This is a genomic window from Streptomyces sp. NPDC127106, from assembly GCF_042677605.1.
Classification (GTDB): Bacteria; Actinomycetota; Actinomycetes; order Streptomycetales; family Streptomycetaceae; genus Streptomyces.
In genome coordinates this window covers 21,840-41,743 of sequence record NZ_JBHXTC010000062.1, presented here as the reverse complement: position 1 = coordinate 41,743, position 19,904 = coordinate 21,840, and the positions used below count along the sequence as shown (strand labels likewise).

Here is a 19,904-nt window from a genome sequence, read left to right as displayed (position 1 = left end):
GCCACCCCCCCCACAACCCACACCCCCCCGTTCCAGATCTTGGTGTTTATCTGTGTGGGTTTTTAATAAATCCCCCCGCGGCCGATGCCGGGGGGGGGGGATCGACGGCGGGGCGCTTTTCGCTGCTCCGGGGCCGGGCCAGCCGCGTACGGCCGGCCCGTGGGCTCGGGACCGCTGGGGTCAGCGGGCCTCGACCGGCACGAAGTCGCGCTCGACGACACCGGTGTAGATCTGGCGCGGGCGGCCGATGCGGGAACCCGGCTCCTTGATCATCTCGTGCCACTGGGCGATCCAACCGGGCAGGCGGCCGAGCGCGAAGAGCACGGTGAACATCTCGGTCGGGAAGCCCATGGCGCGGTAGATCAGACCCGTGTAGAAGTCCACGTTCGGGTACAGGTTGCGCTGGACGAAGTAGTCGTCGGAGAGCGCGTGTTCCTCGAGCTTCAGGGCGATGTCGAGCAGCTCGTCGGACTTGCCGAGGGCCGAGAGGACATCGTGCGCCGCAGCCTTGATGATCTTCGCGCGAGGGTCGAAGCTCTTGTAGACGCGGTGGCCGAAGCCCATGAGGCGGACGCCGTCCTCCTTGTTCTTCACCTTGTTGATGAAGGAGTCCACGTCGCCGCCGTTGCGCTGGATGCCCTCGAGCATCTCCAGCACGGACTGGTTGGCGCCACCGTGCAGCGGGCCCCACAGGGCCGAGATGCCGGCGGAGATCGAGGCGAACATGTTCGCCTGCGAGGAGCCGACCAGGCGGACCGTGGACGTGGAGCAGTTCTGCTCGTGGTCCGCGTGCAGGATCAGCAGCTTGTCGAGCGCGGAGACCACGACCGGGTCGAGCTCGTACTCCTGGGCCGGCACGGAGAAGGTCATGCGCAGGAAGTTCTCGACGTAGCCGAGGTCGTTGCGCGGGTAGACGACCGGGTGGCCGACCGACTTCTTGTACGCGTAGGCCGCGATCGTCGGCAGCTTGGCCAGCAGGCGGATCGTCGAGAGGTGGCGCTGCTTCTCGTCGAACGGGTTGTGGCTGTCCTGGTAGAACGTCGACAGCGCGCTGACCACGGAGGACAGCATGGCCATCGGGTGGGCGTCGCGCGGGAAGCCGTCGTAGAACCGCTTGACGTCCTCGTGCAGCAGGGTGTGCTGGGTGATCTCGTTGCGGAACGACGCGAGCTGGTCGACGGTCGGCAGCTCGCCGTTGATGAGCAGGTACGCGACCTCGATGAAGGTCGAGCGCTCCGCCAGCTGCTCGATCGGGTAGCCGCGGTAGCGCAGGATGCCCTGCTCACCGTCGAGGTAGGTGATCGCGGACTTGTAGGCGGCCGTGTTGCCGTAGCCGCTGTCCAAGGTGACGAGCCCGGTCTGGGCCCTCAGCTTCGAGATGTCGAAGCCCTGGTCACCGACGGTGCTTTCGACCACCGGGTAGGTGTATTCACCGTCCGCGTACCGGAGTACTACAGAGTTGTCGCTCACGTCATCCCTCACCGACGTAGTGCCTCTTCTTCGAGGTGCCCTGACTTCCTCTACCTTCCCCCATTTGGCGCAGGAGAGTGCACTCGGGGTCGGCCTTAGGCATTTTGGCGGCACTGAGTGCCGTCAACCTGCTTATCCTGCCCCCTCCGCGCCAAATGCGGAAACCCTAGGTGATGTTTCCCGCCGGTATGCGGCCGGACAGCCTAGGGGCGACCGCAGTGAACCTCCTGCCTGCGGAAACCGTACGCACCGCCTGGGCCAGGGCTTTGCGGGACCCGACCAGGACGACCAGCTTCTTCGCCCTCGTCACCGCCGTGTAGAGCAGGTTGCGCTGGAGCATCATCCAAGCTCCGGTGGTGACAGGGATCACGACCGCCGGGTACTCGCTTCCCTGGGACCGGTGGATGGTCACGGCGTACGCGTGCGCCAGTTCGTCCAGCTCGGAGAACTCGTACCCGACCTCCTCATCTTCCTCCGTCCGCACCGTCAAGCGCTGCTCGACCAGGTCGAGGGCGGTGACCACGCCGACCGTGCCGTTGAAGACGCCGTTCGCGCCCTTCTCGTAGTTGTTCCGGATCTGGGTGACCTTGTCGCCGACCCGGAAGACCCGGCCGCCGAACCGCTTTTCGGGAAGGTCCGGCCGGGCCGGCGTGATGGCCTGCTGGAGCAGAGCGTTGAGGTTCCCCGCACCGGCCGGGCCGCGGTGCATGGGCGCGAGCACCTGCACGTCGCGGCGCGGATCGAGGCCGAACCGGGTCGGTACGCGGCGGGCGGCCACGTCCACAGCGAGCCGGCCGGCCTCCTCGCCGTCCTCCTCGGCGAAGAGGAAGAAGTCGGGCAGTCCGTCGGTCAGGGGCGGCAGGCCGGTGTTGATCCGGTGGGCGTTGGTGACCACGCCCGACTGCTGGGCCTGGCGGAAGATCCTGGTCAGACGGACCGCGGGGACCGGGCTGCCGTCCACCAGCAGGTCGCGCAGCACCTCCCCGGCGCCGACCGAGGGCAGCTGGTCCACGTCCCCGACCAGCAACAGGTGGGCGCCCGGAGCCACCGCCTTGACCAGTTTGTTCGCCAGCAACAGGTCCAGCATCGAAGCCTCGTCGACCACGACCAGGTCGGCGTCGAGCGGCCGGTCCCGGTCGTACGCGGCGTCCCCGCCCGGTTTGAGCTCCAGCAGCCGGTGCACGGTGGAGGCCTCGGCCCCGGTCAACTCCGACAGCCGCTTCGCGGCCCGACCGGTGGGCGCGGCGAGCACGACCTTCGCCTTCTTGGCCCGGGCCAGCTCCACGATCGAGCGCACGGTGAAGGACTTGCCGCAGCCGGGCCCGCCGGTGAGGACGGCGACCTTCCGGGTCAGCGCCAGCTTGACGGCGTCGCGCTGCTCGGGCGCCAGATCGGCCCCGGTGCGCCCGGCCAGCCAGCCGAGGGCCTTGTCCCAGTCCACCTCCCGGAAGGAGCCCATCCGGTCGTCCTCGGCCTTCAGCAGCCGGCGCAGCTGCCCCACCAGCGACAGCTCCGCCCGGTGGAAGGGCACCAGGTACACGGCGGTCAGGTCCGGTCCGCCCTCCGGGTCGGGCACGGCCTCCCGTACGACTCCTTCCGGGTCGGCGGCGAGCTCGGCGAGGCACTCGATGACCAGCCCGGTGTCGACCTGGAGCATCTTGACCCCGTCGGCGATGAGCCGCTCCTCGGGAAGGAAGCAGTGGCCCTGGTCGGTCGACTGGGACAGGGCGTACTGGAGGCCTGCCTTGACCCGGTCCGGGCTGTCGTGCGGGATGCCGACGGCCTGCGCGATCCGGTCCGCGGTGAGGAAGCCGATGCCCCACACGTCGGCGGCGAGCCGGTAGGGCTGGTTCTTCACCACCGAGATGGAGGCGTCGGCGTACTTCTTGTAGATGCGGACCGCGATGGAGGTGGAGACGCCGACGCCCTGGAGGAAGACCATGACCTCCTTGATGGCCTTCTGCTCCTCCCAGGCGGCGCCGATCAACTTGGTCCGCTTGGGTCCCAGGCCGGGCACCTCGACGAGCCGCTTCGGCTCGCTCTCGATGACGTCGAGGGTGTCGGTGCCGAAGTGCTCGACGATGCGGTCGGCGATCCTCGGGCCGATGCCCTTGATCAGGCCGGATCCGAGGTAGCGGCGTATGCCCTGGATGGTGGCCGGGAGGACGGTCCGGTAGTTCTCCACCGTGAACTGCCGGCCGTACTGGGGGTGGGAGCCCCAGCGGCCCTCCATGCGCAGCGATTCGCCGGGCTGGGCCCCGAGCAGCGAGCCCACGACCGTGAGCAGGTCGCCGCTGCCCCGGCCGGTGTCGACCCGGGCGACCGTGTAGCCGTTGTCCTCGTTGGCGTAGGTGATGCGTTCGAGCACCCCCTCGACCACCGCCAGTTGCACCGTCCCGTTGGTTGCCATGGCACGAAGTTACCGTCCGGCTCGGACAGCCCGGCAGACCTGTGGAAAACGTGCCGCACCCACCAGAAGGGGGCCCGACCTCCCCGGCCGGACCCCCTCACGGTTACCCCTCCCTCGTCGGACTTCCCGATCCCCCCAGATCCCTCCCCGGAAGTGCCGACGCACCGTACGACCCGCCTGCACGGCCGGGGGTTGCACCCCGAATCGGAACTTTACGTTTCCATTACCTCGGGTCGGTCCCGGGTGCCCCGCCAATGCCCGCAAGCCGCCGCGAACCGGGCGTTTCGTCCGGGCCGCCGCGCGCTATCCTCGGGCGCCATGGACACCTCCGGCGGACAGGTACGGCTGCGGGATCCGGAACCCGGCGAGCTGGGCTGGATCGTGCAGCGGCACGGCGCGCTCTACGCCGCCGAGTACGGCTGGAACACGGACTTCGAGGCCCTGGTCGCCCGTATCGTCGCGGACTTCGCCGAGGACCACGACCCGCACCTGGAGCGCGTCTGGATCGCCGAGCTGGAGGGCCGGCCGGTCGGCTCGGTGATGTGCGTCCGCGAGGACGGATCGCCCGGCACGGCCCGACTGCGGCTGCTGCTGGTGGAGCCGGAGGGCCGCGGGCACGGCATCGGGAGCCTGCTCGTCGACACCGTCGTGGAGTTCGCCCGCTCGGCCGGCTACCGCGAACTCGTCCTGTGGACCAACGACGTGCTGGCCTCGGCCCGCGCCCTGTACCAGCGCGCCGGCTTCACCCTGGTCGCGGAGCGGCCGCACCGCTCGTACGGCGTCACCCTCACGGGGCAGGACTGGCGACTGCCCCTGCAGGACGACTCCCCGCACTGACCGGCGGGGACGCCGCAGTCGTCCGCGGCCGCGCCGGTGCCAGCGAGGTCAGCGCGACCCCGCCCACCAGCAGCGCCGCCGCGACCCACCGCAGCCCCGACACGCCCTCGCCCAGCACCAGCGCCGCCGAGGACATCCCGAACACCGGCACGAGCAGCGAGAACGGCGCGACGGCCGAGGCCGGGTAGCGCCGCAGCAGGTACCCCCAGGCGCCGAAGCCGAACACGGTGGAGATCCAGGCGACGTACGCGATGACGCCCACCCCGGACCAGTCCAGGGCCCGCAGCGCGGCCAGGTCCCGCTCGGGCCCCTCCAGCAGCAGCGACAGCCCGAACAGCGGAAGCACGGGCACGGTGCACACCCAGACCATGAAGTTCAGCGCGTCGGGCGGGGCCGCCTTGCGGGTCAGCACGTTGGACACGCCCCAGCAGGCGGCGGCCGCGACGACCAGGGTGAATCCGAGCACCGGCCCGGAGGCGCCCTGGTCGACGGCGGCCACGACGATCCCGACGAGCGCGACGGCCATGCCGGCCAGCCGGACCCGGCCGGGCCGCTCCCGCAGCACGGCGGCCGCGAGGACGGCGGTGAAGACGGCCTGGACCTGGAGGACGAGGGAGGACAGCCCGGCCGGCATGCCGGCGGCCATCCCCGTGAAGAGCAGGCCGAACTTGGCGATGCCGAGGGCGGTTCCGACGCCGAGGACCCACTTCCACGCGACCTTCGGCCGGCCGACGAAGAACACGGCGGGCAGCGCGGCGGCGAGGAAGCGCAGGGCGGACAGCAGCAGCGGGGGGAAGTGGCCGAGCCCGATCTGGATGACGACGAAGTTGAATCCCCAGACGGCGGCGACGAGTACGGCGAGGGCCGTGTGAACAGGACGCATGGTCCGAGCATCGGCGCCGCGACCATGTAGCACCAGCGCGGATCTCTTCCGGGATGGATGAAGCATTGCTTACGGTTGGGGCATGCTCGACCTGTCCCGGCTGCGCGCCCTGCACGCCGTCTCCGTCCACGGCTCGGTCGCGGGCGCGGCGGCCGCCCTCGGATACACCCCCTCGGCCGTCTCCCAGCAGATCGCCAAGCTGGAACGCGAGACCCGCACCACGCTGCTGGAGCGGCGCGGGCGCGGGGTCGCGCTGACCGAGGAGGCCTGGCACCTGGCCCGCACCGCCCGCGAGCTGCTGGCGATCGTGGAGCGGGCCGAGACCACCCTGGAGGAGCGCCGCGGGCAGCCGAGCGGACTGCTGACCGTGGCGGCGTTCGCCTCGGCGGCGCGCGGCCTGCTGCCCGGTGTGCTGGCGGACCTGGCGCGCCGTCATCCCGCCCTGGACGTACGCCTCACGGAGGTGGACCCCCATCTGTCGGTGGACCTCGTCGCCCGGGGCGTCAGCGACCTGGCGGTGGCGCACGACTGGGACATCGCCCCGCTGCCCGCCCCCGACGGCGTCGAGCAGGCCGTGATCGGGGACGACCGGTGCGACCTGGTGGTACCCGAGGGGCACCCGTTCACCATGCGGGACGTCATCCGCCGGTCGGACCTCGGCGGCCAGCGGTGGGTGTGCCAGCCGCCCGGCCGGGTCTGCCACGACTGGCTGGTACGGACGCTGCGCACGGCCGGCTTCGAGCCCGGCATCGCCCATGTGGCCGAGGAGAACCACACGATCGTCGCCCTGGTCGCAGCCGGGCTCGGTGTGGCCGTCGTCCCCCGGCTGGGCACCGGCGCGCTGCCACCCGGCGCGGTGGCCGTGCCGCTCGAACCGGGCCCCGTACGCAGGCTGTACGCCCTGTGGCGGACCGGTGCGGCCCGCCGGCCGGCGATCACCGAGGCCGTACGCACCCTCCAGGAGCACTGGGCCGGGACCGCAGTCCGTCCGGGGGACCCCGGACGTGTCCTCGACGGCGGGAGCGCCGTCCCGCAGTAGGGTCCGGCGCGTGCCGAACCACGCCTCCCGCCGGTCCCTGCTCACCGCGGCGGCCGTGGCCGCCGCCGCAGCCACCGGGGCGGTCTCCTACGCCCTGGGCGGCTCCTCCGACGCCACCGCCCCCTCCGGTCCCCCCGGCCCCCCGGGCTCCCCCGGCGGCTCCGGGGGCGCCCGGCGCGGGGACGCGCGCCCCGGCGACCGGGCCCCCGGCCCCGCCCCCGACCGGGCCGAACTGCGCCGCGCGGTGGCCGGGATGAGCCTGACCGAGCAGGTCGGGCAGCTCTTCGTGTCCCGGGCCTACGGGCATTCGGCGACCGAACCCGACCCGGCCGACGCCGAGAAGAACCTGTCGCACTTCGGGGTGCGCACCGCCGCGGAGCTGATCTCCCGCTACCACCTCGGCGGGGTCGTCCTGTTCTCCTGGGCCGGCAACACCCGCAAGCCGCAGCAGATCGCGGACCTGTCGGCCGGCCTCCAGCAGGCGGCCGCGGCCACGGGGGCCGGGATCCCGCTGATGCTCTCCATCGACCAGGAGCACGGCGCGGTGGCCCGGGTCGGCAAGCCCGCGACCCTGCTGCCCGGGGCGATGGCCCTGGGCGCGCGCGGCGGCAAGGCGTCGGCCACCGCAGAGGCCCGCCGGGCGGCGCGCATCGCGGGCGCCGAGCTGGCCGCGATGGGCATCCGGCAGGACTACGCGCCGGTGGCCGACGTGAACGTGAACCCGGCCAACCCGGTGATCGGGGTCCGGTCCTTCGGCTCCGACCCGAAGGCCGTGTCCGCGCTCGTCGCCGCCCAGGTGCGCGGCTACCAGGGCTCGGGGGTGGCCGCGACGGCCAAGCACTTCCCCGGCCACGGCGACACCGAGACCGACAGCCATGTCGGGCTGCCGGTGATGACGCACAGCCGGGCCCGGTGGGAGGAGCTGGACGAGCCGCCGTTCCGGGCGGCGGTGGAGGCGGGCGTGGACGCCGTGATGACGGCGCACATCGTCTTCCCCGCGCTCGATCCCTCGGGGGACCCGGCGACCCTCTCGCGGCCGATCGTCACGGGCATCCTGCGCGAGCGCCTCGGCTTCCGCGGGGTGGTGGTCACCGATGCCCTCGACATGGCCGGCGTCCGCCAGAAGTACGGGGACGACCGGGTGCCGGTGCTCGCCCTGAAGGCGGGCTGCGACCAGCTGCTGAACCCGCCGGACCTGGGGCTCGCGTTCCGTAGTGTGGTCGCCGCGGTGGAGTCGGGCGAGCTGACGCAGACCCGGATCGCCGAATCGGTGCTGCGGATCCTGGAACTCAAGGCGCGCCGGGGCCTGTTCGACCGGCCGCAGACCACGGCGGCGCAGGTGGACGGGGCCGTGGGCACGACGGCTCACCTGACCGCCGCCGACGAGATCGCGGCGGGTACGACGACCCTGCTGGCCAATCCCGTGAAGCTGCTGCCGTTGGACCCGTCGGCCGCGCCCGCGCTGCTGGTCACCGGGACCGACCCGGCCTCCCCCAGCGGTACGACGGGCCCCCCGACGGTGGTGCTGGCGAAGGAGCTGACCGCTCTCGGCTGCCGGGCGACGGCCGTGCCGTCCGGTCGGGCGGTGGCGGCGGCTCCGGGCAACGCGGCGGTGCTGGTGTGCACGTACAACGTGCCGGAGGGGGACAGCCCGCAGCGCACGCTGGTGGCGGACCTGGTGGCGACCGGGGTGCCGGTGGTCGTCGTGGCGCTGCGCAACCCGTACGACCCGGCGCGGCTGCCGGGGTGTGCGGCCGAGCTGGCCACGTACACCTGGTCGGACGTGGAGATGCGGGCGGCGGCCCGGGTGATCACCGGTGCGGCCCGGCCGGCGGGCCGGCTGCCGGTCCCGGTGCCGGGCCGCTATCCGCTGGGCCACGGGCTGGCGTACGGCTGATCCCGTACGCCGGCCCGTGGCCGCGGTCGCTACGGCCGCAGCTGCGGCTCGCGCTCCAGGTCCTGCTGGTCGAGCTGGGCGTCCGGCTTCGCCAGCGGCGTCGCCCGGCCCGCGTCGAGGGCGGCGGCGGTCGGGGCGACCCCGGCCCACTGCAGGATCCGCTGCGTGGCCAGCGCCTTCTCGCCCTCCTGGAGCTTGGAGACGTTGGCCCCGTGGTTGGCGCCGGGCGCGGTCATCACGTAGCTGTCGTGGACCCCGTAGCCGAGGCGGAACGGTTCTGCGCCCCACGGGTCGTTCTGCCCGTAGACGAAGAGCATCTGGTGGGCGTTGTTCTTCACCCAGTTGTCGATGTCCGCCATGGCACCCGGCTGGAAGGCCATCGGGATGTCGCGCGGCACGAAGTTGCGCGGCGGCTGGTAGCCGTACCGGCTGAGCCCCTTGAGGTGCGGCTGCTTGATGTCCGGCGACCCGAGCTGCGTACCGGCCTGGTAGTAGTACGGCGTGTACGTCTCCAGGCCCTGGTCGGAGTAGGCCGAGAAACCGGAGATCGCGTCGATCGAGTCCCAGATCTGTTGGTCGCTCGCGGCCTTGGCGTCGGCGGGGATGTTGCCGCAGTCGGACAGCAGGCTGTACTGCCAGAACGCCCACACGTAGTCGAGGACGACGGCCTCGTAGGCCTTGTCGAGGGTGCCGACGGTGTTGAAGGTCCAGCCGTTCTCGGCGGCGGCGGCCGCGTACTTGGCCTCCAGCGGCTCGCGGCGCACGAGCGCCTCGCGCTGGACGGCGTTCAGCTTGTCGCGGCACTCCTTGGTGCCGACCTTGGCGAAGAACCGGTCGTAGGCCGAGTCCTCCTTGTTGACGACGTCGTTGGGCGCGACGTACGCGACGATGCCGTCCATGTCGCGCGGGTAGAAGCGCTCGTAGTACGTCGCGGTCATGCCGCCCTTGCTGGCGCCGGTGGCGAGCCAGTTCTTCGGGTAGAGCTTCTTCAGCGCGGTGAAGATGCGGTGCTGGTCGCTGGCCGCCTGCCAGATGTCCAGCTTCGACCAGTCCGCCGGGTCGGGGCGGGACGGGTTGAAGAAGCGATACTCCATCGACACCTGGTTGCCGTCGACGATCGTCGTCGGCTCGGCGCGGCGCGGGTTGGTGTTGACGTTGTAGCCGGAGGTGTAGAACACCGTGGGCCGCGAGACGTCCTTGTGCAGCAGGGTGATGCGCTGCTTGAAGGTGCCCTTCCCCGGCTGCCGGTGGTCGATCGGCTGCTCGTAGTTCAGTACGAAGAAGCGGTAGCCGGAGTACGGCTTCTCCTCGATCAGGCTCATGCCCGGAATCGCCAGGATCTGGTCCTTGATGTCCGTGGCGGCGGCCTGTCCGGCGATGGCCGGCGCTGCGGCGGCCGGCTCTGCGGCGGTGGCCGCCTGAGCCGTGAAGCCGGCCGTGCCCATGGTGCCGATCAGCACGGCGAGCGGCAGCAGCCGGCCAAGCGTCTTGCGCATTCACCCTCCCCTTGAGTTCACTGCGGTCGCAGGTGAACCTAGCGGGGTCAACACGCAGCTGACCAGACCCAGTTGGGACGTACGTTCAGCACAGGATCCAGCCGGATTCGGTGGACCCACCCCCGATGCTTCCCTTTACATACACGCAGCGGTTGATCGCGCCGACGGTGACAGGTCCGGCATATCGGGTGAATTGCCCGAGATCGCGGACCGGGACCCCGCCCCGCGGCTGGACGCTCACCGCCATCGGCCGGCGCTCACCGGGATCCCGCGCGAGGGCCACGGCGCACGCCTGGGTGCGGGTCTTGAAGATGTGCACCTCCCCCGCGGGAAACGACAGCGTCTTGACGAGCTGTCCGCCGCAACCGCCCTCGGCGGCCCGGGCCGGCGGCGCCACCAGCAGTCCCCCCAGACAGAGCGCGAGCACCGCCGCCGGCACCCCCGCACGGACGACTCCCCGGCCGCCCTTCTTCCCCCTGCGCACCACAGTGCCCCCCGGTCAATTGCGCGTACTTATGTGCGTCATACGTACGTCCGTACGACGCGCAGGCCCCCCGGAAGGTTGCACGGCAGGATCCGGGGGACCTGAGAAGGCGGAAGGCGGGCGCCGCCCCACGGTCGCTCAGGCCGCGGTGCGCTCGTCCTCGCCGAGGAACGTCCGCCACAGGACGGCGTACCGGCCGCCGCGGGCGAGGAGCTCGGCGTGGGTGCCGTCCTCCACCACCCGGCCGCGGTCCATGACCACGACCCGGTCGGCGCGCGCGGCCGTGGTCAGCCGGTGTGCCACCACGAGGGTGGTGCGCTTGCCGGCGAGCCGGTCCGTGGCCTGGTTGACCTGGGCCTCGGTGGCCAGGTCGAGAGCGGCCGTGGCCTCGTCGAGCAGCAGCACGTCCGGGTCGACGAGTTCCGCGCGGGCCAGGGCGATCAGCTGGCGCTGGCCGGCCGAGAGGTTGCGGCCGCGTTCGGCGACGGTGTGCAGGTAGCCGCCGTCGAACGTGGCGATCATGTCGTGGGCGCCGACCGCGCGGGCGGCCGCCTCGACCTCCGCGTCGCTCGCGTCGGGCCGCCCGTACGCGATCGCGTCGCGCACCGTCCCGGCGAACAGGTACGGCTCCTGCGGGACCACCCCGAGCCGGCGGCGGAACGCCGTCAGGTCGAGCTCCCGCACGTCGGTGCCGTCGGCGGTGACCCGGCCACCGGTCGGGTCGTAGAACCGGGCCACCAGCTTCACCAGCGTGGACTTGCCGGCGCCGGTCTCGCCGACGAACGCGACGGTCTGGCCCGCCGGTATCCGCAGGCTGATTCCGGCCAGGGCCTCGCTGCCCTTCTCGCCGCGCTCCTCGGCGCTGCCGTACGCGAAGTGCACGTCCTCGAAGGCGATCTCGCCCCGCAGCTCCCGCACTTCGCGCGGGTCGGCGGGCAGCGGCGTGGTGGTCGGCTCGCGCAGCAGCTGCTGGATCCGGCCGAGGGAGACCGTCGCCTGCTGGTAGCCGTCGAAGACCTGCGAGAGCTGCTGGACGGGCGCGAAGAACAGGTCGATGTACAGCAGGTACGCCACCAGCGCGCCGGTGGTCAGCGTGCCCGCCTCGACCCGGCCCGCACCGACGATCAGCACGGCCGCCGCCGCGCCCGAGGACAGCAGCTGCACGAACGGGAAGTAGACGGATATCAGCCACTGGCCACGCACCCGCGCCTCGCGGTACGAGGCGCTGCGCTCCGCGAAGCGTACGGCTCCGGAGCCCTGGCGGCGGAAGGCCTGCACGATGCGGAGCCCGGAGACGGACTCCTGGAGGTCGGCGTTGACCAGGCTGACGCGGTCGCGGGCGAGCTCGTACGCGGCGACCGACTTGCGACGGAACACGATCGTGCCGACGACCAGCACCGGCAGGGTGGCGAAGACGATCAGCGCGAGCTCGACGTCGAGGACGAGCAGGGCGACGAGGATCCCGAAGAAGGTGAAAACGGAGACGACGGCGGTGACCAGGCCCGTCTGCAGGAACGTCGACAGGGAGTCGACGTCGGTGGTCATCCGGGTCATGATCTTGCCGGTCAGCTCGCGCTCGTAGTAGTCGAGGCCGAGGCGCTGGAGCTGGGCGAAGATCTTCACGCGGAGGGCGTAGAGGACGCGCTCGCCGGTGCGGCCCGTCATCCGGGTCTCGGCGAACTGGGCCGCCCACTGGCCGAGCACCACCGCCAGGGCGAGCAGCGACGCCGCCCAGACGGCCCCGAGCGCGGCCTGCTCCACGCCCTGGTCGATGCCGTGCCGGATCAGGACGGGCAGCAGCAGGCCGGCGCCGGCATCGGCGGCGACCAGGCCGAGACTGACGGCGAGCGGCGCCCAGAAGCCGCGCAGCAGGCGACGCAGGTTGTAGCTGTCCTCGGCGGCCGCGGCACGGTCCTCGTCGACGCCCGGCTCGTCGTCGGCGGGCGGCAGCGCCGCCACCTTGGCGAGCAGCTCGGGCGTGGCCGGCGCCCCGGCGACGGCTCCGGCCATGGAGTGCGGCGGTCCGGCGGCGCCGGGGGCCGCGGCGGGCGCGGAGGGGGACCCGGCGGCCGTCTTGCTGTCCTCGCGGCGGCGCCACAGCTCGGGGGTGATCCCGTCGACGACGCGCCGCTTGGCGTTGACCGGCTCGGCGTCTATCTCGGCCTCGACCTCGATGTCCTGCTCGAAGTCCCGCTCGAACTCGTCCATGGACGCCGGGGTGGCTTCCGGGGTGCGCGGCGAGGCGGCGCCGAGCGCGTCCGCGTCGGTCAGCAGCCGCCGGTACAGCGCGGAGCGGTGCTCCAGCTCCTCGTGCGTACCGATGTCGGCGAGCCGGCCGCGGTCCAGTACGGCGATCCGGTCGGCCAGCGCGAGCGTGGAGCGGCGGTGCGCGATGAGGAGGGTGGTGCGGCCCGCCATGACGGCGCGCAGCGCTTCGTGGATCTCGTGCTCGACGCGGGCGTCGACGGCCGAGGTGGCGTCGTCGAGGAGCAGCAGCCGGGGGTCGGTGAGGATGGCGCGGGCGAGCGCGATGCGCTGGCGCTGACCGCCGGAGAGGGTCAGGCCCTGCTCGCCGACCTTGGTGTCGTACCCGGCGGGCAGGCGCTCGATGAAGTCCTCGGCCTGGGCGGCGCGGGCGGCGGCCCGGATCTGCTCCTCGGTGGCGTCCGGGTGCCCGAAGGCGATGTTGGCGCGGATGGTGTCGGAGAAGAGGAACGAATCTTCCGGCACGAGGCCGATCGCGGCGCGCAGCGAGTCGTACGTGAGCTCGCGGACGTCGTGTCCGCCGACGCGGACGGTGCCGCGGTCGGCGTCGTAGAAGCGGGGCAGGAGCAGGGAGACGGTCGACTTGCCGGACCCGGAGGCGCCGACCACGGCGACGGTCTCGCCCGCGGCGACGGTGAGGGAGAAGCCGTCGAGGACGGGCCGCCCGGGGTCGTAGCCGAAGACGACGTCGTCGAACTCGACGGTGGCGGGGGCGTCGGCGGGCAGCTCCCGCGTGCCCTCCTGGATGGCGGGCTCGGTGTCGATCAGCTCGAACACCCGCTCCACGCCGGCGCGGGCCTGCTGGCCGACGGTGAGGACCATGGCGAGCATGCGGACGGGGCCGACGAGCTGGGCGAGGTAGGTGGAGAAGGCGACGAAGGTGCCGAGGGTGATCTGGCCGTTGGTGGCCAGCCAGCCGCCGAGGGCCAGCATGGCGACCTGGGCGAGCGCGGGGACCGCCTGGAGGGCCGGGGTGTAGCGGGAGTTCAGGCGTATGCTCCGCAGCCGCCCCGCGAAGAGCCCGCGGCCGGCATCGCGCAGCTTGGCGGTCTCCTGCTCCTCCTGGCCGAAGCCCTTGACGACGCGGACGCCCGTCACGGCCCCGTCGACCACGGAGGCGACGGCGGCGGCCTGGCCCTGGGCCCACCAGGTGGCGGGGAACAGCTTCTTGCGGCTGCGGTCCGCGATGAACCACAGCGCGGGCGCCATGAGCACCGCGACGAGCGTCAGCAGCGGCGACAGCCACAGCATGACGGCCAGGGATATCCCGAAGAGGAGGAAGTTGCCGATGGTCATCGGCAGCATGAAGAGAAGGCCCTGGATCAGCTGGAGGTCGCTGGTGGCCCGGCCGACGACCTGGCCGGTGGACAGCTCGTCCTGGCGGCGGCCGTCGAGGCGGGCGATGGTGCCGTACATGTCCGTGCGCAGGTCGTGCTGCACGTCGAGGGCGAGGCGGCCGCCGTAGTAGCGGCGCACGTAGGTGAACGCGTACACGAGCACCGCCGCGCCGATGAGCAGCCCGGCCCACGGCGCCATGGGCTTGCTCTGCTCCCCGATGACGTCGTCGATGATGACCTTCGTGACGAGCGGGACGAGGGCCATGACGGCCATGCCGCCGAGGGAGGAACCGAGGGCGAGCAGCACATTGGTCTTGTACCGCCAGGTGTAGGCCGTCAGCCGCCTGGCCCAGCCGGTGCCCCGGCCGGGCTGCTGCCCGTTCTGGTCAGGCCTCTCTCCGGCCGTCTGCGTCGTCCCCGTCGCTGTGTGCGCCGCCGCCACGTTCTGCCTCCCCGTCCGTCCGTCGCTGCCGCCTCCCCCAACGCCCCCACCGGCGGATTTCATCCCGCCGCAACATCTCGAAGGTGCAGATATGTCACCTCGGACGCACGCGGGGCGCGGCCGTTGGGGGTAGCGGGGGCTGCACGGCGCCCCGGGCGGTGTCCCACCCATGGGGGTGACTTCCCGCGTCCTCCGGACCGCCATAGCCGCAGCGGTCGAGCGGGCCGAACACGCCGGCAAGGTGTGCGAGGCCGAGCACGGACCGGCACTCGACGTGTATACCCGTGACGTCTAGAACGGAGAATCGCCATGGTCAGCCACGCGCAGTGGAAGCTCGCCAGGGACCGCAAGGCGGCACAGGGAGTCGCCGAGTCCCCCGAGGCCGCACGCCACCGGGAGGAGATCCGGCTCGCCTTCGAGCTGGGGCAGGCCGTGTTCGACCGGCGGCGCGATCTGGGGATCTCGCAGACCGAACTGGCCCGGCGGGCGGGGATGACGCAACCGCAGGTGTCGGAGCTGGAACTCGGCGGGACCGTGCCCACGGTTCCACTGCTGGCGCGGCTGGCGCGGGCCATGGACTACGAGCTGCGGCTGACCCTGGTCGGGGAGACCTCCCAGGTCGCATTCACGGCCCGGGAGGGCGAGGCCGCCTGAGGGGGGCGCGTAGCTCGCGCGCGGGGTCAATCCGTACGCGTCCGCCTGCGCCGGGCCGTCACGCGTCGAACTCGTACTCCAGGACGTAGGCCGCGGAGTCGAGGACCATCTCGTTCACCTCCACGACCTGCCCGTCGGCGGTGAAGGCGGTACGGCGCACCAGCACGACCGGCGTTCCGGGCACGAGGGTGAGGGCTCCGGCCTCTTCGGGAGCGGGCATCCGCGAGCGGATCTCCTCCCGGAACCGGACCGGCTTGCGGCCGAGGTCGGCGAGGCGGGCGTAGATGCCGCCGGGGCCGGTGTCGGGCTCGGCGATGGGGGTGCCGACGGTGAGTGCGGCGTCCAGGTAGGACGTGGCGACCATGACCGGCCTGCCGTCGAGGAGGAACCTCCTGCGGCGCACGCAGACGGCCGATCCGGAGGGGAGCTTCAGGGCTGCGGCCGCCGCGCTCGGGGCACGTTCTTCGAACACGCCGAGGAACTCCACGTCCAGGTCGTGCCCTGTGCCGTCGGCAGCCCAGATCGAGCCGCCCGCACCCCAGACCTCGACGGCGAGCCGCTGGATCCCGCGGCGCCGGATGCCGACCTTGAACTCCCGGACGAACACGCCGGCGCCCTTGCGCGCCTCGACCAGCCCCTCGGCCTGGAGCGCGGCGAACGCCTGGCGGGCGGTCATCCTGGCCACGCCGTACGTGGCCATCAGGTCGCTCTCGCCGGGCAGCCGGTCGCCGGGGCCGTACCGGCCGGACGCGATGGCGTCCTTCAACGCGGCGGCGATGCGCTGGTACTTGGGCTGCCGCTTCTCGCCGCCACTCGGCATATGAACCTCCTGATCACCTCCGGACAGCCTAGGGGGCGACACCTGGCAAGAAAGGGCGTTTGTCCGTTCGCGACCACTGCATCCGCGAACATATCTAGACATCTTACGGTCGGACGGACGGACCGGTGGGCGCCCCGACGCTTTACTGGGCACCTATCTAGATAGGTGAGGTGGTCATAGTGGCTCCTGCTGACGACGCCTGCTGGCTCCTGCCGCGAAGCCCGCGCACGCCCGGCTGGGCGCGGGCGTTCTTCCGGGCCCAAGCCCGTTCGTGGGGCGTCGCCCCGCAGGTCGTGGAGGTAGCGGAGCTGGCACTGTCGGAGCTCGTCACCAACGCCGTACGGCACGCGCGGGCGCCCCGTGGCCGGGAGATCGGCGTACGGGCGGTGTGGGACGGGGCGTGCCTGCGGGTCGAGGTCGCCGACGCCGGCGACTGGGTGGACCTGGAACCCGGGCCGCACAGGCCGGACAGCGACGGCGGCCGCGGGCTCGCCGTCGTGGCGACCGTGGCGGACCGGTGGGGCCAAGCGCCCCGCGCGCACGGCATCGGCAAGACCGTCTGGGCCGAGTTCCCGGTCAGGGGGTAGGGAGCGGCTTCACGACCGGGGATTTCTCCAGGGGCTTGTTCTCGCAGCCGAGCGCGTCGGTAACGCGGCGGGTCATGAGGGCGGTGAGGGCCATCTTCCTGTCCGTTGCCGCTTGGCCCTCGGCGGGCTCGAAGTCCTTGAACGAGTAATAAACGTCCGCGGACAGGTACGCCTTCTGCGACTGCGCCGCGAGGTCACCAGGCTTGTCGCACTGGACAAGCAACCGCGCCTTGGTGTGGTCCGCCACGCCAGGCGCACCGTTCACGTCGTACGACACATCGCCGGTGAACCAAGGCTGCTGAGGGGCGGTTCGAGGCGCCCATGCGAACGAGAAGCTCGCCCGGGCGAGACGCGTATCGGTGTCCGCCTGGAACGAGCACGTGAGGTGGTAGTACGTCTGCTTTTCGGGACGCATCGACCGCAGGTCGCGCTCCAGCTTCTTCACCAGTTCGCCCGTGGGCTTGTAGACCTTCGTCGAGAAGCCCTCGGCCTGGAGGACCTCCCGCAGTAGGACCGCCTCATCCGAGGAGGACGTGGTCCCGCACAGATCCGCCGCCTTCTCATCGGCGTCGCCCGAGTTGCACGATGCCAGTGTCAGCACACAGAGGAGAGCAGCCGTCGACCGCCCGAGAGTCTTGAGCACATCAGGACCGGAGGTGTGCACGAGCGGCGTCCCGTCCAGTCGTGTACGCGGTGCCTGCACCGTTCTTGGCATGGTCGAAGGCGGGGTCCTTCTCGATCTGTCGATCCCTGGCCCATGCGTCGAGCATTTCGTTGGTCGCCTGCATGCCCTTGCCGTAATTGCCACTGGAATCCTTCTTCCCCTGCTCCTCTGCCTCGTCCTTGACGCCGGCGACCCACTCGTACTTGAGCGAGTCGATCAGCGAGCCTCCGACCGTGCCCGCGATCGGGATCTCGCCGATGAGTCCGTTCGCAACGGCAGCCGTGTGCTCAGAAGTGCCTTCCGCCCACTTGATCCGGTCCTCTTCCTTGTCCTTGTAGACGTCGGCCCCGATGCCGTTGAGGGCGCCGGCCGCCACGCCGATGTCATGGGCCCTGTTGTCCCAGTCCGCGCTCACACCGTGCAGGTCGCCCTTGTACGGGGCGGCAGCGGTGAGCTGCTCCGCCGAGTAATTGCGCTCCGCCTCGACCAGCAGGGCGTAGCTCGGGCCGTCGTCCGCGATGCCGCGCATCACGCGGACCAGGCTGCCCTGGCCGACTGCGATCTGCGCCTTGTCGCCCGAACCGTGGATCGAGTCGCTGCCGCTGATGCCACCCAGGTCGGAGTTCTGGCCGCCGAGGATGTCGTGGGTGTCTTCCACGTAGTCGACCAGTGCCTTCGCCATCGGCTGGCGCAGGCCTTCCAGCTCCTTCGGGAACTTGTCGCCGCTCATCTCTCTGTCGAGGAGGCGGACGGCGTCGTGCATGACGCGCGCCTGACCCTCGGTGTGCGGTCCGGGCGGGCCGAGCTTCTCGCCGTCCGTGTGGCCGGTCGCCGCCGCCTGGAGGGCCGCGCCGAGGCCCGCCGTCTTGTCGCCGCGCATCTCGATCGGCTGACCGACGTTGGTCGCGAAATAGGGGTCCGGCATGTCGCGCTCGGTGAGCATGTACTTCAGGTGCTCGTTCTTGTTGCCGGGCGCCTCGGGGTCGAGGAAGTACGTCGCCGAGTCCGGGTCCTTGGCCATGATGCCGAGCAGGCCGTCCAGCGGGTCGGAGACCAGGTTCGGGCGCTGGGAGTCCCAGGCGTGGTCGTACATGTGCGGCTTCGACTTCTCGGCCGCGATCATGCCGTCGCCGACGTCGTTGAGGAACTGCTTGCCGTAGCCGTCGCCGTGCGCCATGAGGGTGACCAGCGCCTGGTAGCCGTACGCCGGCCGCAGGCCCTTGGCGACCAGCTCGGGGCCCTGCTCCTTGAGCCCGTTCACGAAGGGCTTGTACGCGTAGCTGTCCGGGTCCTTGGTGCCCGAGGCGATCGTCCCGGCGAGGCCCGCGTTGATCGATTCGTAGAGCTTCCTGTCGGCCGCCGACGCGCCGCGGTCGTTCGACGCCAGGTTCATCTGGTCGGCGAGCAGCAGGGTGTCCTTCGCCCCCAGCGCGTTCAGGTACGCCTCGCTGAAGTGCTTGTCCCCGGAGTTCTGCTTCAGGACCTCGTTGTAGTGCCGCAGTTCCTCCGGAGAGGCCTTGCCGTCACGGATCTTCTGGGTGAGGGCCAGCGCCTCCACCGCCTCGACGTCGTTGACGGGCTTCGAGTTGAAGCCGAACATCGCCGTGCCGTCCACGCCCGACGCGTTCAGCAGGGCGGTCTTGACGTCCGCGTCGAACTCCGTGACCGCCTTGACGCCGTCCGCGATCCGGCGGGTCCAGGCCCGCTCGATCTCCGGGAGGTCGGGATCGTGCCGCGCCGCGTTCGCGGTGCCGGCGTCGACCTTGGAGAAGTCGAAGCTCGCGATGCCGGCGTCCGAGACCTTCATGCCGGCTCCCTTGGCGTCCGACACGGCGGACACCAACCTGCCCTTGAGGTCCGTGAACCGGGCGTGCGCGTCACGGAGCAGCGACTCCATGGCCAGCGCCTCCTTCTGCGCCGACGCGTACTCCTGGCGCGTGAGGGAGGAGTTGCTGGCGGCGGTCGTGGCGCTGGTGCCCAGCCAGCCGTTGCCGGCGGAGACCTTCTGGACCTCGTCCTTGTAGACGTCCTCCATGGTCTTGAACTGCGTCGCCATGGCCTTCCAGCCGTCGGCGGCCGTCGTGAGCGCGGAGAGGTCCGTCTGCATGATCTCGGCGTAGTTCGGCACGTCCGTCTCCCCCTAGAGCCCCGTGACCTTGGACTGCACCGGCTGGAAGCTCCGGCCCGTCAGCTGGTCTTGTCCGGTGAACAGGTTCGAGGCCCCGCGCAGGGCCGTCTTCTCCGAGTCCAGCCGTGCCATCAGGCGCTTGACCTGGTCGTCCCAGTGCGTGTGCGCCTTCGTCAGACCGGCCGCCGTATCCCAGCCGGTGAAGGCCTTGACCGCGTTCTTCGTCGGCTCGTCGGCGGCGTCCGCGGCCTTCGTCGTGCCGGGCTGCAGGACGTTCTCGATGGTGTTGGCCGCCTTCTTCTTCTCGGGAGGGGCCGTGGCCAGCACCCCGTACCCGCTGGGCGTCCCGGAGCCGCCACCCGGGTCGGCGGCGAGCTGGTTCAGCCGCATCTGCGGCGACGGGCCCTCGGCCGGGGCCGCCTGCTTGCGCCCGCCCCACTCCTCCTCGAACGACACCGCTCCCCCTCGCACTCCGCCCACCTGATCAAGGC

The 19,904-nt window shown here is 71.5% G+C and carries 16 protein-coding genes; 6 read left to right on the top strand and 10 right to left on the bottom strand.

Going from position 1 to position 19,904, the window contains the following annotated elements; genetic code table 11:
- Nucleotides 1-180 precede the first annotated feature (180 nt).
- Nucleotides 181-1,470, bottom strand: a complete 1,290-nt coding sequence (locus ACFVGY_RS32470) for a citrate synthase (protein ID WP_385425455.1) — start codon at nucleotides 1,468-1,470, stop codon at nucleotides 181-183.
- A 166-nt stretch (nucleotides 1,471-1,636) separates the two neighbouring features.
- Nucleotides 1,637-3,880, bottom strand: a complete 2,244-nt coding sequence (locus ACFVGY_RS32465; RefSeq protein ID WP_385684369.1) for an ATP-dependent RecD-like DNA helicase — start codon at nucleotides 3,878-3,880, stop codon at nucleotides 1,637-1,639.
- Between the two features lie 129 nt (nucleotides 3,881-4,009).
- Between ACFVGY_RS32465 and ACFVGY_RS32460 the strand changes: the two genes are divergently transcribed.
- Entirely contained in the window at nucleotides 4,010-4,717 is a 708-nt protein-coding gene (locus ACFVGY_RS32460) for a GNAT family N-acetyltransferase (RefSeq protein WP_385684376.1), read from the top strand.
- On the opposite strand, the gene ACFVGY_RS32455 is transcribed toward ACFVGY_RS32460, so the two are convergent.
- The gene (locus tag ACFVGY_RS32455) at nucleotides 4,668-5,600 is read right to left on the bottom strand and encodes an EamA family transporter (protein WP_385684366.1); all 933 of its coding nucleotides are present in this window, start codon (nucleotides 5,598-5,600) and stop codon (nucleotides 4,668-4,670) included. The genes ACFVGY_RS32460 and ACFVGY_RS32455 overlap by 50 nt on opposite strands.
- Nucleotides 5,601-5,682: 82 nt before the next feature.
- Between ACFVGY_RS32455 and ACFVGY_RS32450 the strand changes: the two genes are divergently transcribed.
- Nucleotides 5,683-6,639, top strand: coding sequence for a LysR family transcriptional regulator (locus tag ACFVGY_RS32450; protein ID WP_385684363.1), 957 nt, complete (start codon nucleotides 5,683-5,685; stop codon nucleotides 6,637-6,639).
- A 10-nt stretch (nucleotides 6,640-6,649) separates the two neighbouring features.
- A complete protein-coding gene (locus tag ACFVGY_RS32445) occupies nucleotides 6,650-8,536 on the top strand; it encodes a glycoside hydrolase family 3 protein (protein ID WP_385684360.1) in 1,887 nt (628 codons plus the stop codon).
- Nucleotides 8,537-8,565: 29 nt separating this feature from the next.
- On the opposite strand, the gene ACFVGY_RS32440 is transcribed toward ACFVGY_RS32445, so the two are convergent.
- The 3 genes from ACFVGY_RS32440 to ACFVGY_RS32430 all read right to left on the bottom strand — a co-directional run bounded on the left by ACFVGY_RS32440 (nucleotide 8,566) and on the right by ACFVGY_RS32430 (nucleotide 14,560).
- Entirely contained in the window at nucleotides 8,566-10,032 is a 1,467-nt protein-coding gene (locus ACFVGY_RS32440; RefSeq protein ID WP_385684357.1) for an aminopeptidase, read from the bottom strand.
- Between the two features lie 85 nt (nucleotides 10,033-10,117).
- Entirely contained in the window at nucleotides 10,118-10,471 is a 354-nt protein-coding gene (locus ACFVGY_RS32435) for a hypothetical protein (RefSeq protein WP_385684354.1), read from the bottom strand.
- A 183-nt stretch (nucleotides 10,472-10,654) separates the two neighbouring features.
- The gene (locus ACFVGY_RS32430) at nucleotides 10,655-14,560 is read right to left on the bottom strand and encodes an ABC transporter ATP-binding protein (RefSeq protein ID WP_385684351.1); all 3,906 of its coding nucleotides are present in this window, start codon (nucleotides 14,558-14,560) and stop codon (nucleotides 10,655-10,657) included.
- 169 nt (nucleotides 14,561-14,729) lie between these two features.
- Between ACFVGY_RS32430 and ACFVGY_RS32425 the strand changes: the two genes are divergently transcribed.
- A complete protein-coding gene (locus ACFVGY_RS32425) occupies nucleotides 14,730-14,855 on the top strand; it encodes a hypothetical protein (protein WP_385684348.1) in 126 nt (41 codons plus the stop codon).
- A 14-nt stretch (nucleotides 14,856-14,869) separates the two neighbouring features.
- Nucleotides 14,870-15,214 (top strand): helix-turn-helix domain-containing protein, encoded by a 345-nt coding sequence (locus ACFVGY_RS32420; protein WP_385684345.1) that lies wholly within the window; start codon nucleotides 14,870-14,872, stop codon nucleotides 15,212-15,214.
- A 58-nt stretch (nucleotides 15,215-15,272) separates the two neighbouring features.
- Here the strand turns inward: ACFVGY_RS32420 and ACFVGY_RS32415 are convergent, their stop codons facing one another.
- On the bottom strand, nucleotides 15,273-16,034 hold the full coding sequence (locus tag ACFVGY_RS32415; protein WP_385684342.1) for a GntR family transcriptional regulator: 762 nt from the start codon (nucleotides 16,032-16,034) through the stop codon (nucleotides 15,273-15,275).
- A 179-nt stretch (nucleotides 16,035-16,213) separates the two neighbouring features.
- On the opposite strand from ACFVGY_RS32415, the gene ACFVGY_RS32410 reads away from it, so the two are divergent.
- On the top strand, nucleotides 16,214-16,621 hold the full coding sequence (locus ACFVGY_RS32410) for an ATP-binding protein (protein ID WP_385684339.1): 408 nt from the start codon (nucleotides 16,214-16,216) through the stop codon (nucleotides 16,619-16,621).
- Here ACFVGY_RS32410 and ACFVGY_RS32405 read toward each other — a convergent pair.
- Genes ACFVGY_RS32405 through ACFVGY_RS32395 form a run of 3 tightly spaced genes read right to left on the bottom strand, consistent with a single transcriptional unit; the run spans nucleotide 16,611 to nucleotide 19,869 of the window.
- Entirely contained in the window at nucleotides 16,611-17,264 is a 654-nt protein-coding gene (locus ACFVGY_RS32405; protein WP_385684337.1) for a hypothetical protein, read from the bottom strand. The two genes, ACFVGY_RS32410 and ACFVGY_RS32405, sit on opposite strands and share 11 nt — an antisense overlap.
- A gap of 1 nt (nucleotide 17,265) precedes the next feature.
- Nucleotides 17,266-19,413, bottom strand: coding sequence for a hypothetical protein (locus tag ACFVGY_RS32400; protein WP_385684334.1), 2,148 nt, complete (start codon nucleotides 19,411-19,413; stop codon nucleotides 17,266-17,268).
- Between the two features lie 12 nt (nucleotides 19,414-19,425).
- Nucleotides 19,426-19,869 (bottom strand): hypothetical protein, encoded by a 444-nt coding sequence (locus tag ACFVGY_RS32395; protein ID WP_385684331.1) that lies wholly within the window; start codon nucleotides 19,867-19,869, stop codon nucleotides 19,426-19,428.
- Between the last annotated feature and the right edge of the window lie 35 nt (nucleotides 19,870-19,904).

Bases quoted from the DNA above. Each gene is read 5' to 3' on its own strand.
- ACFVGY_RS32465 (WP_385684369.1), bottom strand. From the start codon at position 3,880: ATGGCAACCAACGGGACGGTGCAACTGGCGGTGGTCGAGGGGGTGCTC.
- ACFVGY_RS32455 (WP_385684366.1), bottom strand. From the start codon at position 5,600: ATGCGTCCTGTTCACACGGCCCTCGCCGTACTCGTCGCCGCCGTCTGG.
- ACFVGY_RS32450 (WP_385684363.1), top strand. From the start codon at position 5,683: ATGCTCGACCTGTCCCGGCTGCGCGCCCTGCACGCCGTCTCCGTCCAC.
- ACFVGY_RS32440 (WP_385684357.1), bottom strand. From the start codon at position 10,032: ATGCGCAAGACGCTTGGCCGGCTGCTGCCGCTCGCCGTGCTGATCGGC.
- ACFVGY_RS32425 (WP_385684348.1), top strand. From the start codon at position 14,730: ATGGGGGTGACTTCCCGCGTCCTCCGGACCGCCATAGCCGCAGCGGTC.
- ACFVGY_RS32420 (WP_385684345.1), top strand. From the start codon at position 14,870: ATGGTCAGCCACGCGCAGTGGAAGCTCGCCAGGGACCGCAAGGCGGCA.
- ACFVGY_RS32415 (WP_385684342.1), bottom strand. From the start codon at position 16,034: ATGCCGAGTGGCGGCGAGAAGCGGCAGCCCAAGTACCAGCGCATCGCC.